General features: G+C 41.6%; 14 protein-coding genes, 1 tRNA gene and 1 other RNA gene. 5 read left to right on the forward strand and 11 right to left on the reverse strand.

Going from position 1 to position 12,711, the window contains the following annotated elements; translation table 11 throughout:
* Nucleotides 1–11 precede the first annotated feature (11 nt).
* The 3 genes from A9957_RS03865 to A9957_RS03875 all read right to left on the reverse strand — a co-directional run bounded on the left by A9957_RS03865 (nt 12) and on the right by A9957_RS03875 (nt 4,836).
* Nucleotides 12–725, reverse strand: a complete 714-nt coding sequence (locus A9957_RS03865) for a hypothetical protein (protein ID WP_096712036.1) — start codon at nt 723–725, stop codon at nt 12–14.
* Between the two features lie 89 nt (nt 726–814).
* Nucleotides 815–3,484: an AAA family ATPase gene (locus A9957_RS03870; RefSeq protein WP_292343253.1), complete on the reverse strand. Its 2,670-nt coding sequence runs from the start codon at nt 3,482–3,484 to the stop codon at nt 815–817.
* Nucleotides 3,481–4,836: an exonuclease SbcCD subunit D gene (locus tag A9957_RS03875; RefSeq protein WP_292343255.1), complete on the reverse strand. Its 1,356-nt coding sequence runs from the start codon at nt 4,834–4,836 to the stop codon at nt 3,481–3,483. The genes A9957_RS03870 and A9957_RS03875 overlap by 4 nt, the downstream gene beginning before the upstream one ends.
* A 130-nt stretch (nt 4,837–4,966) precedes the next feature.
* Here A9957_RS03875 and A9957_RS03880 point away from each other — a divergent pair, with 130 nt between their 5' ends.
* Both A9957_RS03880 and A9957_RS03885 read left to right on the forward strand, forming a co-directional pair.
* On the forward strand, nt 4,967–5,698 hold the full coding sequence (locus A9957_RS03880; RefSeq protein ID WP_105460272.1) for a glucose-6-phosphate isomerase family protein: 732 nt from the start codon (nt 4,967–4,969) through the stop codon (nt 5,696–5,698).
* A 52-nt stretch (nt 5,699–5,750) separates the two neighbouring features.
* Complete coding sequence (locus A9957_RS03885; protein WP_096712040.1) at nt 5,751–6,509, forward strand: DUF128 domain-containing protein; 759 nt, start codon at nt 5,751–5,753, stop codon at nt 6,507–6,509.
* Between the two features lie 2 nt (nt 6,510–6,511).
* On the opposite strand, the gene A9957_RS03890 is transcribed toward A9957_RS03885, so the two are convergent.
* Nucleotides 6,512–7,879, reverse strand: a complete 1,368-nt coding sequence (locus A9957_RS03890) for a DHH family phosphoesterase (protein ID WP_096712041.1) — start codon at nt 7,877–7,879, stop codon at nt 6,512–6,514.
* A 24-nt stretch (nt 7,880–7,903) separates the two neighbouring features.
* Complete coding sequence (locus tag A9957_RS03895) at nt 7,904–8,410, reverse strand: hypothetical protein (protein ID WP_105460270.1); 507 nt, start codon at nt 8,408–8,410, stop codon at nt 7,904–7,906.
* 104 nt (nt 8,411–8,514) lie between these two features.
* On the opposite strand from A9957_RS03895, the gene A9957_RS03900 reads away from it, so the two are divergent.
* On the forward strand, nt 8,515–8,694 hold the full coding sequence (locus tag A9957_RS03900; RefSeq protein WP_096712043.1) for a hypothetical protein: 180 nt from the start codon (nt 8,515–8,517) through the stop codon (nt 8,692–8,694).
* 70 nt (nt 8,695–8,764) lie between these two features.
* On the opposite strand, the gene A9957_RS03905 is transcribed toward A9957_RS03900, so the two are convergent.
* The gene (locus A9957_RS03905) at nt 8,765–9,166 is read right to left on the reverse strand and encodes a DUF1699 family protein (RefSeq protein WP_096712146.1); all 402 of its coding nucleotides are present in this window, start codon (nt 9,164–9,166) and stop codon (nt 8,765–8,767) included.
* A 311-nt stretch (nt 9,167–9,477) separates the two neighbouring features.
* Between A9957_RS03905 and A9957_RS03910 the strand changes: the two genes are divergently transcribed.
* Together A9957_RS03910 and A9957_RS03915 are read left to right on the forward strand one after the other, a co-directional pair.
* On the forward strand, nt 9,478–10,149 hold the full coding sequence (locus A9957_RS03910; RefSeq protein WP_128754116.1) for an MBL fold metallo-hydrolase: 672 nt from the start codon (nt 9,478–9,480) through the stop codon (nt 10,147–10,149).
* 18 nt (nt 10,150–10,167) lie between these two features.
* Entirely contained in the window at nt 10,168–10,479 is a 312-nt protein-coding gene (locus A9957_RS03915; RefSeq protein ID WP_105460268.1) for a ribonuclease P protein component 4, read from the forward strand.
* 8 nt (nt 10,480–10,487) lie between these two features.
* Here A9957_RS03915 and A9957_RS03920 read toward each other — a convergent pair whose 3' ends face one another.
* From A9957_RS03920 to A9957_RS03940, 5 genes are all read right to left on the reverse strand, one after another.
* Nucleotides 10,488–10,712, reverse strand: coding sequence for a hypothetical protein (locus A9957_RS03920; protein WP_096712046.1), 225 nt, complete (start codon nt 10,710–10,712; stop codon nt 10,488–10,490).
* A gap of 50 nt (nt 10,713–10,762) precedes the next feature.
* Nucleotides 10,763–10,847: transfer RNA gene (locus A9957_RS03925), tRNA-Ser, on the reverse strand.
* Between the two features lie 54 nt (nt 10,848–10,901).
* An RNA gene (gene ffs, locus A9957_RS03930) (signal recognition particle sRNA) lies at nt 10,902–11,215 on the reverse strand.
* A 98-nt stretch (nt 11,216–11,313) separates the two neighbouring features.
* On the reverse strand, nt 11,314–11,823 hold the full coding sequence (locus A9957_RS03935) for a transposase (RefSeq protein WP_292343256.1): 510 nt from the start codon (nt 11,821–11,823) through the stop codon (nt 11,314–11,316).
* A gap of 100 nt (nt 11,824–11,923) precedes the next feature.
* The gene (locus A9957_RS03940; protein WP_258082552.1) at nt 11,924–12,463 is read right to left on the reverse strand and encodes a hypothetical protein; all 540 of its coding nucleotides are present in this window, start codon (nt 12,461–12,463) and stop codon (nt 11,924–11,926) included.
* Between the last annotated feature and the right edge of the window lie 248 nt (nt 12,464–12,711).

The following is a 12,711-nucleotide window of genomic DNA, read 5'->3' on the forward strand; positions in this document are numbered from 1 at the left end:
CTCTTTGGACTTTAGAACGATTTCTTCTTCCTGACGATTATTTCAGAGTCCTCATCTTTGTTTTCGACAGTTTCGTATTCGCACTCCTTTTTATTTTCCAGGGGTCCCTTGTCACCGGCAATTATGTATTCACAGTTCTCGTTCTGGGTTTCTGGCTTGATGGTCTTTTCCACTTTGCGATTCTCACTTTCAGCAACGATGTACTCATCTTTTTCCTCTTCAGAAACCTCATTTTCCTGATTTTTCTCAGAAGGCATCATTTTATCGACATCCCTGATCTGGAAGTGCATACGAGGTTTTCTTTTTTGCTCGGGGGAAGACCGGGATCTTTCAGGGGTATCGTTACTGGTTTCTGCAGGTTGGGGTACAGGCTCCTTTTCCTCGGTATAAGCATCCTGGCTGACTGTTCCTTCTTCATATTTGCTCCATGCATCGGACTCCCTTTCCCCGGGTTGCTGTTTGTTTGCCTGTTCCATTTCCCGGATACGCGATTTCTGGTCCAGGAGTTCCTCAAGGATTCCATTTATATTTGTAGATATTTCTTTGACCTGTTGCTCAAGTTCGGCCAGCCTCTTGTTTATATCCATATCATTTCTCAATTCTTCTCGTAGTTCCGTCATAATAGAACTCTTGAGATTTGTTTTGATATCGGATATTTCCTCTTCTTTGTTACGGATCTGCTTTTCAAGACGTTCAATAATTAAATCTCTCTGCCCGGATTCCATCCAATTCCTCGCAAAACGTTCATTCCCTCAATATGAATATGATTTATTTATTCTTATAAATATTCTATTTAAATTATTCTTATATGCTTTCATTGCGCAATAATGGAAGATATATTTGTAGTGGGATCTTTCTGGACTTCAAATACATTATCAGCCGAATCGATAAGGGTTTCATCGTGGGATACTATCAGTATCTGGCCGACTCCCATGTCCCTCATAAGATCTATTAACTTTAAAAGCTGGTGCACATGTCCCCTGTCCAGGAACACAGTGGGTTCATCCATGATCAGAGGGGGCATTTCATTACGGTATTCCCCGCCGGCCAGTCCTTCCGAAAGTAACCTGTAAATAGCACATCTTAAAACAAGGTTAAAGATCGCCCGCTCTCCCCCGCTCAACAATTTGGGTTCCAGGGGAGTCCCGTCCTTCTCATAGATGGTAAGCTCATAATCAGTATCCAGCTGGATATGTGAGTAGGCATTGTTGGTGTACATAAAGGAAAAGATTTCATTGAGCAATCTGTCCAGTGCATCAATATTGCGTGTACGCAGATCTGCACGCAATCTCATGTACATATCTTCCAGATTTTCTACATCACTTCTTACAGCTTTGAGGTACTTTTCCCGGTTATTGAATACTTTTAGTTTTTCCTGCAACGCTTTTTTCCTTTTGAGGTTGGTTTCTATTTGCCCTATTTCCTTTAAAAGATCCGTTTTTTGTTTGTTCTTTTCTTCAATATCCCCAATTATTTTTTGATAAGCTTGCTGGAATTCATGCAATTTCTTCTCCAGTTCTTCTATATTTTCCTTGCCAAGTTCGTTTTCAAGTTGCTTTTTATTCCTTTTTTTCTCTGCTATCTGTTCATCAATGAAACGCACATTTTCCTGAATATCCGCAATACCTGTTTTCAGGTGTTGATGATCACTCTGCATCTGTGTATGATCCTGCCTTATTTTCATCAGGTATTTTGCACTTTCAAGATTTTCTTTCATTTTCTTATGATGCTCGGTGGCAGTTTTTGCAGTTTGCTGTATTTCTTTTATTTCATCTTCGGCTCTTTTAATATCTTTTTCCAGTTCTCCTATCCTTTCTGAAAGTTTCTGTTTTTTCTTTCCATCCTCCTGGTTTTGTTTCTTCAATTCCTCATTGTAGGAGGCCAGGTTTTCCTGTTTTTGATTTATAAGCAATTGCCTCTGTCTTTTTTCATCGACCTGTTTTTTTATTTTGCCTGCCTCTTTTAAGGTGGCAATTTTCTCTTCGGTCCTTTGCGTGTCCTGGATGAGTTTTTCAAGTTGCTCCTCAAGCTCTTTTTTCTGTAATTCTTCCTCCTTAGTATCATTGACAATGGTCGAGCCCTGCAGGTCCTGTCCACATGTGGGGCAGGCTCCTTTTTCCAGCAGGTTTCTATGTTCTGTGAGTGTTTTTGAGAGCTGGTCTAGCCGGGTTCTGACTTCCTTTTCTTTTCCATGGAGATGACGTTGCTTGTTCAAAAGCAGGTCTTCCAATTCCTCCAGATTGTCCAGTTTCCTCCGATCAAAACCCATTGATTGGGCATTCTCAAGGAGTTTCCCTATCTCGTCTTCCAGCACCGAATACTCCTGGTTGATTTCCTCTATTTCCTTTAACCGATTCTTTTCCTGAGTGGATCTTTTTTTGATTGCTTCTTCCAGTGCACTGAGATTTTGTTTTGTTTCAGTCAGGACCTTTTGCGAATTATCCCTTTCCTGCATTTTCAGGCCCTGTTTGTTTTTTATTCGACTGATTTTTTCATAGGCATCCCTCTCTTCTTTTTCTGTACGGGCAGTGAAATTATCCACATCCGTGGTTTCGTCAAGCCCGAAATAATCATACAATTCCTGTATTTTGTTTTCAATTTCCAGAATGGATCTTTGAAGCCTGTCTGCCTCCTTCCTTTTGGTTTCCAGTGATTTGAGAGATTCTTTTTTTCGTGTTTCCAGCCCGTGTATTCCCCTGTCCAGTTCATCGATCTGCTTTTGGGTTCTGGTATACTGTTCGATGTGCTGGCGGTCCTTTTCTATACGGGCGCTCGTTCTGTCACGCATTGTCTCCAGATTTGCAACTTCCTGTTGTAATTGCTTTAAATCCGTATTCAATTGATTTTTCCTGGCAACGGGTTTGGTTGCATCAATTGTTTCAATCTCTTCCTGCTGGTCCTTAATCCGGGCATGAGTTTCAGTTATATGTCTCCCCACACCGGTCCTGGCACTTTTTGCCCTTTCCCGGTATTCTTCCAGCCTGCCTATTTGCAAAAGGTCATCAATCATTCTCTGTCTGTCCTTTTTGCGGGCATTGATTAGAACGTCAATATCTCCCTGCCTGATATATACGCAGTTCTTGTAGGCTTCTTCATCCATGCGCAGCAGATTGTGAATGGACTCATACGTCTGTGTGGCCTGGTTTACAACGACTTCGCCGTCTATCTCCAGATAAGATCTGGTAGTGGAGGCTTTGCCTGTTTCGGGATTGTTGCGAAACTCCTGAATTGCAGCATACTCCTGCCCCATGTGCTCGAATTCGAGGTGAATTGCAGCATCTTCACATCCCTTGCGCACCAGGTCTGCAAGTACGAAATCCTTTGGTATCCCTCTGTGTCCGAAAAGTCCCACAAAACAGGCTTCAAGAAGACTGGATTTTCCACTTCCGTTGACCCCTGAAACCACAGTTACCCCATCGTTGAAATCAATCTCAAGATCATTGTAACTGCGTATATTCTTCACTTTAAGCCGTTTGAATCTCAAAGATAATCCCCCAGATTGTATTGTCGTGGGACTTTTGTTTTCTGTGGTTTTTGCCCAACATCCTTATCTCCTGTATCGGGTTCCTTTTTCTTCTTCCCTGAAGGTTGGGATTTTTTATCCTCTCCCTTTTCAACGAAAACAGGCTCCTCCTTTTGGGATGGTTCTTCCTGACGGGAGCTTTCAGCTTGTTTTTTCCGGTGAATGTTTAAGGGGATCTCCCTACTGAAATCCATTTCTTCTATCATCGTTGCTATAGATGCCTCTGTCTTGTGGTCGATGGTGGTTTTAGGTATGGACAGGTCCCTTATGATCTCATCAATCAACAGGCCTGCATCTGTGAGGTCCATTTTCTTGATTTCTTCCCTGGCAGCAATGTCGGGGTCTGAGAATATAATTTCAGGTTGGTTCTCAGTTTCATCAGGAGAATTGCTTCGCAAATCGGATATGTGACTGACCAGCACTTCCTGCTTATCAAGAAATTCTTCGATCTCACTATAGGCAATATCCACCTGTAAATTGCCTTTTAGTTCAATAAAAACGACCTTTTCCTTCACATCATATTCGCGGATCGTATTGAAAATATCGCGGTATGCATCATTCTCATCCTTGATGTCCACTACGATGTGCAAAAATTCTCTCGTATTTATCTGTCGCCTGCCTATATCAATGCCTTTTTGGGAAACAGTGATTAAATTATATCCTCTGGGTTCTTCTTCTGCAGCACTGTTCCTTTCTGTGCTTCCACAGTAGGTAACCCATGTATTTTCCACCTTTGTTTTTTCATACTTGTGGTAGTCCCCGAGCAATATTGCATCCAGTGCACAGGGGAATGAATGGATTACTTCAGCCACATCCCATTCCCCGAAAGGAAACGGTTTCATTAGCTGATGCATTACAAGGATATTGTGTGTAGCTTCCCGGGCAGTTTCAAAAACGGAGTAGTCAAAAGACTGTATCTTCGGACGGGGGATACTGTCTATACCATAAATCGCAATATTGCCTGCCATAAAAGGACTGTTGCCCAGGCGCCTGACCAGACGCATGTTTTCCAGCAGATCGAGCCACTGGGTTTGCTGTTTGCTTTCATGATTACCCACAATTCCCAGCAGGGGAATTTCGGCCGCTTTTAATTTAGACATTATCTGAATTGTTTCGAGAATGTCTTCCAGGGTGGGATTGCGGGAATCGAACAGGTCTCCTGCATGAATTACAGCATCGACTTTCATGTCAATGGCATCATCAATTACCTTTTCAAAGGCTTCCAGGAAATCCCGGCGGCGTACATCGCTGTGATATTGCCGATAACCAATATGTGTATCAGCAGTATGTATTAACCTGATTTCTCTATCCATTACAGCATCCCGTTTTACATAATGTCAGCCTCTATTTAAAAAGGCACTGGAGGAAAGTTTTAAATTCTTTTGTTTATTAATATTGCCGCTGGCAGCTTATAAGGGGAATAAGTCTTGAAGGAGTATGATAATGTCAAATGAAATTATTTTCGGTGGGGTTGAAAGGGTACCAGATGTACGTATGCTTTATGATATGGCTGAAGTTGTTTATGACAAAAAATGGCTTGAAGGAAGGGAAAATGAAGAACTCTATTATATGTACAGGGACCTGTCCCAAAACCCTGGCGATCTTGATAAAATAAAATCACATAACCTCAGGTATGATATCACAATAATACCTCCGGCAATGTTGGGAGTGGAATATGTAAAAACAGCCGGTCATTATCATCCGCAGGTACCGGGCAGCAATCTATCCTATGCAGAGGTTTATCAGGTACATGAAGGCAGTGCTACCTATCTTCTCCAGAAAGTTAATGATGGTAAGGTTGAGGATGTTGTGGTTGTGGAAGCCAGCGCAATGGACGTGGTGGTTGTACCTCCCGGATACGGGCATATTACGATCAATGCATCGGATTCAACCCTCGAAATGGCCAACTGGGTGTGTCGTGATTTTTCCTCGGTGTATGAGCCTGTAAAAAACAAAAAAGGTGGCGCCTATTATTTACTTGAAGATGGGTTTATAAAAAATTCTGCATACTCGCAGGTGCCTGAAATACGTCACGTTAAACCGATGGATGTGCCTGAATTCGGCCTTTTCAGGAGGGAGGACATGTACGGATTAGTTGAAGATCTTTCCCGGCTGGAATTCCTGACAGTGCCTGAAAAGTATACTGATATTTTCAATCAGATTATCAATGAGTAAACATATAAACTATTGTGTATATTTTTCATAAAAACGATTTAAGGGTGTATCAATGCAGGATAAACGTGGTGTTGTGCAGTTCACGTCTTCAAAGATCGAAGACCTTATATTCAGGACCACCCTGGACTTAAAAAGTATGGAGGGGGATATAATTGTCAACCTCTCCATTGCTGATGCGGATGATATTGTCGATGTACTGGAGTTTTTGAAGCTTACTTCCAACAGCGGCCTTTCAGTAAGTCCTTTCTTAAAGGTCCTGGAAAGCGGAGACGTTATAGGTGATCTAACCATACCGGAGGGTAAGGTAGGCATCGCTACAATGTGTAGTATGACCATAGACGGGGTCTTGCTAAAATCGGGAATTATGACAAATCCCAAATTCGGGGGAGTTGTGCAGATCCGCAATGGTCTGCCCGTCAGATTTACTGATGTGCTGACCTATGCCAGCACCACAATAGATCCTCTTGAAGTACTCATGTCACAGGATATTACCTCTGTAACCCGGATGCTTCAGACCGGTTCGGGTAAGATTCTTGCAAACTTAAGGGAAGTCCATCTTGCAAAAAGGGATGAGATTAACAGTGTTCTTTCGGGAATGATGGATATTGGAATAAATGGTATTCTGGAGGTAGGGGACCCCAACAGCCGTGTACTCGATGTTCCAGTGGAACGTGACCATTTTGGTGTGGTGGTTATCGGGGGTACCAATCCAATGGCTATAATGAAAGAACAGGGAATCAATATCCGCACCAATGCAATGTCTACACTGATGGATATCAATTCCATGGACAAAATCGAAGACTATTTCTAAATTTAGTTTTTCTGGAATTGGGTTCCTATTATTTCATCCAGCTTATTGAGGAATTCGTTTCTGCCCGTTGCAGGTATTGTCGCTCCTGCTGCAATGTCATGTCCTCCTCCTGCGCCGTTTACGAAGCCGGCCGCATCTGACATTGCCTGTGATAGGTTGAGCCCCTTCCTGATAAGGTCCTGTGTTCCCCGGGCGGATACTTTTACACCATCATCTGAATCCGCAAAGGCAATTATGGGCTTGTCCCGTCTTCCGGCAGAAGTAATGCTCATACCGGCGATAATGCCGACAATCGTTTCTTTGATCTTGTTTCCTGCATCAAAATACTGTATGTGGTCCAGTTGTATAATGCCGTTTTCTTTCACAAGTTTTAGGCCGTTGACAAGATTTTGCCTGTGTTCTCCAAGAAGCTTCTTTGCATCCTCGTAAGCCTTTCCCCGTTCTCCCATGCATACGGCCAGTCCGGTCTCTGCGTGGTCATAGCGTGCTGTGGCATTGAGCAGTGTGGAAAATTCGGAAGCGTCCCGCATTTCCGTTCCTTCACGTTCATTGAGCAGGACATAAACTTCCCCGATCAATCTCTCAACCTTGAAGGGTTGAAGCCCGGATTTGATACAGTGTTGCATGACCCCGGATATTATTCTCTGTTTTTCTGCAGATTCAAGATCAATCCAGCGTCTCCATCGTTCATCGCCCCCAAACCGGATATTCATGTCATGGAGAAAGCCTATGCATGCATCCTCGTCACCTGACAGGCCTGGCAGGAAAGGATCAGAAGAAAATTGCAGAAGTTTATAGACCGGGCGGGTTTGTTTACCAAAAAGGGTGAGATCTTTTTCGTAACTTAGATGGCCGTTTTTCACTCCTTCTTCAAGTAGCAGGCGGTTAACACCTGTCAACTGCCCTTTTTTTAGGTGTTGCATGTCTCCGATAGCACCAACCATGGCTATATCAACCAGATCTCTATTCTGGCCAATCTCATTTGCAAGGATGTAGGTTGTTCCGGAGCCGCTTAACTGGTATGATCCGTTAGCACCGAAAAGATGGGGATTGAGGTGATATTTCCCTTCTCCACGAGGCTGGTGATGATCTGATACTATGGCATTGATACCCTTTGCAGTTATGCTGTCCAGCATGCCGCTTCCCAGATCTGTGAAGATTGCAAGTTCCGGATTTATATTTGCGATGTCTTCTATGATATTGTCATCCAGCTGTTTTACAAATCTCATTTCATAATTGATACCTGCACGTTGCAGGGCTTTACATATTATTCCGGCAGAAGTCAGGCCGTCTGCGTCAATGTGGGATACCACATATACAGATTCATGTTTCTGTATTTCTGTATTACATTCTCTTGCATGTTCTTTCATTGATCTGAGTACTTTTTCTATATGTCATTCCCCCGTCTGCATCCATTTATTTTGCTTGGCCCATTTTTCAGGTTCGATATGATATGCGTCACCCTTTCTTTCAAGCTTTGAATAAAGTTTAATTTCATCAATTGTGTATTTCAGTTCTCCTGATTCGTATTTTTCCTCGATATCTTTCCAGGGGATTATATAGGCTTGCCGGGACTTCCCGGACCCCTGTCGTAATTCAACAACCAGAAATCCGGCCCTTCCGGACCTTCTCAGGTATTCCGATATGCGTATTACCTGATGTGCCCCATTTTTGTCTATGGTGAAATGCTGACTGAAATAAAGTGCATTGGCCCCCTTTTCAGTTGAAATACTCTTGCACTCTATCCCTAAATAAAAGTCCGGGTTCAAAGAATCTACCATTACATCCAAAAACTGGGGTGTGAAACGATGTTGTTTAATGCGGTGGGCTATCGCTTTTATATTGCAATTCTCAAAATAATCATTGAAAGACTGCACAAGTTTCCTTTCGAATTCTGTCATAACAGCTCTTTACCACCTTTTCTGATACATTCCATCGGTATTATTTTTATAGCTTGTCTTTATTTGCGTTAATTTCATGTATGAAGTTGAACATGTAAGTTTTCATGAGTAAAAAGAGCATTGAAATTCTGCTGGCTGTGGGTTCAGTAACCCTTTTCGCCGTTATGCTTATTGTTGTGCATTCTCTTGGAATGGCAAACGAGGGATACGGTTATGTGGTGTCACTGATGATTTTTGTACTTGTAGTTTCAGTGGTAGGGCTTAAGCTCCCTTCACTGGGATAATTAGTATAAGACAGGTTAAAAAGAGAAAGCGTAAGACCCCTTGAAGGGATTCTTACTTCTTTTTGCAGAATCAGGAATTCTGCTTCATCAGGAAAGTTATGAAATCCGGGCTTAAACGGGTTTCCTTGACCATTTTGTCGATAATTTCTTCTTCGGCAAGCCCTTCTTTCCTGAATTCTTCAATACGGTCATACACACTTCTGGATACTTCAGAATACTCGTTTATGTCTTTCCTGTGTCCCCATACATCGCCTTCAAGTAAGTCAATACCCTGCATTTCAAGATACATTCTTGCAGAGCTGGATATCGTTCTTTTATAGGAGCTGGGGATGTGCAGGGCCTTTACGTTGGGACATTTCATCACAAGGGAAAAAATATCCGTATTGGATGGCCTGAATGCGAGGTGAATAATTTCCTCATTTTCATCCAGGGTCTCGATTTCTTCTTTAGAACTGACTACTCTTATTTTCATTTTAGGTCCCTTCTTCTTTGATGTCAATTTTTCAAGCGGCATAAAATCCTTTCAAAACTGACTTATAATTGTATATACATTAGTTATTCTATATAAATTTTGTTAGGCCTGATTTAATTTAAATTCAAGGCGGTTTGTATTAATATATCCTGATGTTTCATTTTTAAAATGAAACTCCCATTTAATCTCTGATTAAATGTGACTGGAAAAAGTTGAATTATGGAATATAAGGGATGTTTTTTTGTATTAGCTTTGATAAAATGAAATATTAATAAACTTACCGCCATTAAATATTCACAGGAGGTTATAGACTGAAATCTATAGATATAGGAAAAGTGCACATTGATTGGCTGGGGCATGCAGGATTCAGATTGCGTGGGGATAATCTGGTGGTATATATTGACCCCTATAACGTGGGTGGTTATATCGACTACGAAGACCAGGCCGATGTGCTGCTTATCACTCATGAGCATTTCGATCATTGTTCCCCGCAGGATATTCAGAAGGTCAGGAAAAGCACGACTACTACCCTGATTCCGACAAGTTGCAGTCTGCAGTTTCGGGGCGATGCAAGAAGAATTGAAGCCGGGGATGTCCTCAGGGATGAACTTGCAATAAAGGGATTGAATATAGAAGTAGTTGCAGCTTACAATATAGACAAACCCTTCCATCCGGCCGGAGAAGGTGTGGGTTACGTGATTGAGCTGGAAGGTTTGCGGATATATCATGCAGGGGATACAGATTTGATCGATGAAATGGCTTCCATTGAAGCTGATATCGTCCTGCTTCCTATAGGGGGATATTATACTATGGATGAAAAGGAAGCTGCAGAAGCAGTTTCATGTATAAAGCCAGCTTATGTCATACCAATGCATTATGGAAGTGTGGAGGGAACGGACGCCGACACAGATCTCTTCAAAAAACTTGTAGAAAAAAGAAGTAAAGCAAAGGTAATTATTCTTGAAAACAATAGTGATCCCTGAATATTTGAGGTAGTTTGTGTGTCTAAATCCCGAAAAAAGCAGAAAAATCTCATGAAGGATCTGGCAAAACAGAGAATTGAACGCCTTTTCAAACTTGCAGAAGCATCATACAGTGTACACCCTCACAGAAGTAACAGGTATGTTACACTTGCACGCAGGATTGGTATGCGCTACAGAATCCGTTTGCCTGCCTCCCTTCGCAGAAGGGTGTGTCGTAGTTGTAATTCTTATCTTGTACCGGGTAGTAGTTCCAAAGTGCGGCTGAAAAAAGGAACAGTGTGTATAACCTGTCTGTCATGTGGCAGGAAAATGTGCATTCCTTACAAATAATTCTTTTTTTAAAATGAGGACAGTAAGGCCTTGATAAGCAGAGCTGTAATTATGATGACAATCCCCATTGTCAGATAAATTAAGACATTACGATATACTTCCTCTTTTTCAGAACCTGGCTTAATTCCCCAGTGATTGCAACTTCCCTTTGAATCACAACCACCACAGGAAGGAGTTTCATCTTCAGGCGCAGGTCTTTGGATAACCGGGAGTTTTTTCATTTTATCTGACATGTATTAACTTTCTATGTTTTCATTGATAAAACTATTGAAAAAATGATTAACGACGAGAGGGGGATTCGAACCCCCGAGGTGGCGAGCACCACAGGATTAGCAATCCTGCGCCATACCGGGCTTGGCTATCTCGTCCCGGGTAAGCAGTCCATAAGCCAGTCATATATATAAGATTTTGCTTGTATAAAGTGGCAGGCATGCATCCGGTTGCCATCATTCTCATTTTCCAGGGGACTGTGACCTCGCCTCCACCCCGCAACCCTGAGAGCGATGTATGTTCGCGGTAAGTCTGCTCCCTTCCGGGCCTCGACCGGTTTCCACGGTAAAGATAGAGGGCTGATTCTCCAACCAACCTCTCTAGCAACATCATCCAAACAGGACGGAGTTTCTTAGTTGAGGTCACAGGCTTGAAAATAATCCTGATGACTTCCTTCAGCTTCGTCTCCCGCATATCGGCGATTTCGGGTTACAGGTGACGCCGACCTACCCAGACTAGCCTGCCACCCTTAAATGTGGTTTGATGCTTATAAAATTATTCCTCTGCAGATGCGTTCTCCAATAGTCAACTACCCCTCCCTTACGGGAGGGGCTTGAATGTCAATTAAGCATTCGTCCGGGTGGCTGACAAGCACCCCTGAGATTCCAGGATATACCTGTAATCCCGTGTTTTGTGTTCAATATTCATTGCACCAATCAGGTCGGCATTGTTCTCATAACCACATTTTTCACATCTGAAAGATAACCTGTTACGATTATTTTTTGAGATGTGGTTACACCGAATACATGTTTGAGAGGTATACGATGGGTCAACATAATGTGTAATTATACCTGCTTCTCTTGCTTTGTATTCAATGAATGTTTGTAATTGGCGGAAAGCCCAACTACTGTGGTTATGTCTTCTCTTTTTGGGAGTTTTGGAAAGAGTGGAATCACGTATTCCTGTTAAATCTTCCAGACCTATTACTGATACTTTGTTTTCAATTGCGAATCTCACAATTTCTTTTGAGATTGTGTGGTTTACATCTCGCATAAGACGTTTCTCTTTACCTGCAATATGTTTCAACATACGTTTTGCAGATAAAGTTCCCTTCGATTGTAAACGTGCTCGCATTGATTTGTACTGGTTGCGAAGATTCTTAATTTCACCACCCGCAAAAAACTACATTTTTTGTCAGTGGTAGAAGCAACAGCAAGATAGTTCATACCAACATCTATACCCATGAAGTAGAAGCATCTGTTATTTGTTTATCAGGAGTTTCTTTCCCAACAGATAAATGGAAATAATAATCTTCGTCTTTATGTTTTACAACTTTGGATGCCTGATATTTCCATGAACCATCAAAATACTGTTTTGCATAGTCATAATTCAAAATGGAATATGCTTTTCTTCCGTTAATAGTGGTTATTTTAACCATATTTTCATCAATTACAAAATCCCTTTTGTAAGAAAAGGTCATTGATGATGGCGAAAATCGTACTTTTTGCCATTTTGCCTTTTTCTGTTTATGTAATGTTTTGTAACATTCTGCCACCTGTCCTGGGATATTACAACTCATCTGGGATTTTAATTTTAATGTTTCACGAAGATAGGAGTAAACTTCCTGCTGTAATTTCATTGCTGGAATTGGTTTACCCTTGTCAAAAACGATTTCAGAAGCATAATTCATTCCATCTGAATATTTCTGCATAGTTTCCACTAAATCGTTATCAGGATTTGCTATTTTTAAGATAACTGTTTTAGTGAGAAACATACAATAGTATGTTCACTTACTTATTATAAAAAATTACTTTTGTGAAATATCAGGCGCATTCCTCTCCTACCTTACGAAAGGTGACTCCTGCTCGAAAAGTTGAAGAAAGTTAGTTATAGCTGTAAACTTAATATTAAATGGTGATTCTGTGGAGGAAATAATGGGTTTTGTGACAGGGAATACGAATCGACAAAAACTTCTTGAAATGCTGGGTTCTAAAGGTGAACTCGAGACATCCCGTATTGCAA

The sequence above is a fragment of the Methanohalophilus sp. DAL1 genome (assembly GCF_001683555.1).
GTDB lineage: Archaea > Halobacteriota > Methanosarcinia > Methanosarcinales > Methanosarcinaceae > Methanohalophilus > Methanohalophilus euhalobius.